This is a genomic window from Treponema endosymbiont of Eucomonympha sp., from assembly GCF_001028545.1.
This window is the reverse complement of sequence record NZ_BBPW01000595.1, coordinates 1-465: the sequence shown is the minus strand read 5'-3', so window position 1 is coordinate 465 and position 465 is coordinate 1. Positions and strand designations below refer to the sequence as shown.

The window sequence follows — 465 nt, the reverse complement described above, 5'->3', positions numbered from 1 at the left end:
TTGTTTAATGATACGGCGACCACCGAGATCTACCCGCCTTCCACACACGCCGCTCTTCCGATCTTCGCCCGGGTTGTTCACCACAAGCTCGCTAGCGTCGACCTTGACCGGCGCGTCGCTCGCTGCCTCTCTGCCGAGTTTGCGGCGAGCTTCTGTCTACCTCTAGGCAGAGGCACTGTTCTACTCTAAAACAGAGCCGCTCGTGCGTCATGACGCCGCCGAAAGCGGCTGCGCGTCCCCGGCGTCTTTCAGCAGCTTGTACTCAAACGAGTCGACCAGCGCCGTCCACGACGCTTCCACAATATCCGACGACACGCCGACGGTCGCCCACGACTCCTCGCCGTCGGAGCTTTCTATCAGCACGCGCACCTTCGCGGCGGTCGCCGAGCGCGAGTCTATGACGCGCACCTTGTAGTCGGTCAGGCGGACGCGCGACACCGACGGGTAGAAGCGCTCCAGCGCCGT

The 465-nt window shown here is 63.2% G+C and carries 2 protein-coding genes; one reads left to right on the top strand and one right to left on the bottom strand.

Going from position 1 to position 465, the window contains the following annotated elements; genetic code table 11:
- The coding region (locus tag AWU74_RS14345; protein ID WP_238580269.1) for a hypothetical protein at window positions 1-189 on the top strand (189 nt) is incomplete at its 5' end.
- Window positions 190-207: 18 nt separating this feature from the next.
- On the opposite strand, the gene AWU74_RS08235 is transcribed toward AWU74_RS14345, so the two are convergent.
- On the bottom strand, window positions 208-465 hold a 258-nt coding region (locus AWU74_RS08235), incomplete at its 5' end, for an alpha-isopropylmalate synthase regulatory domain-containing protein (RefSeq protein WP_306701113.1).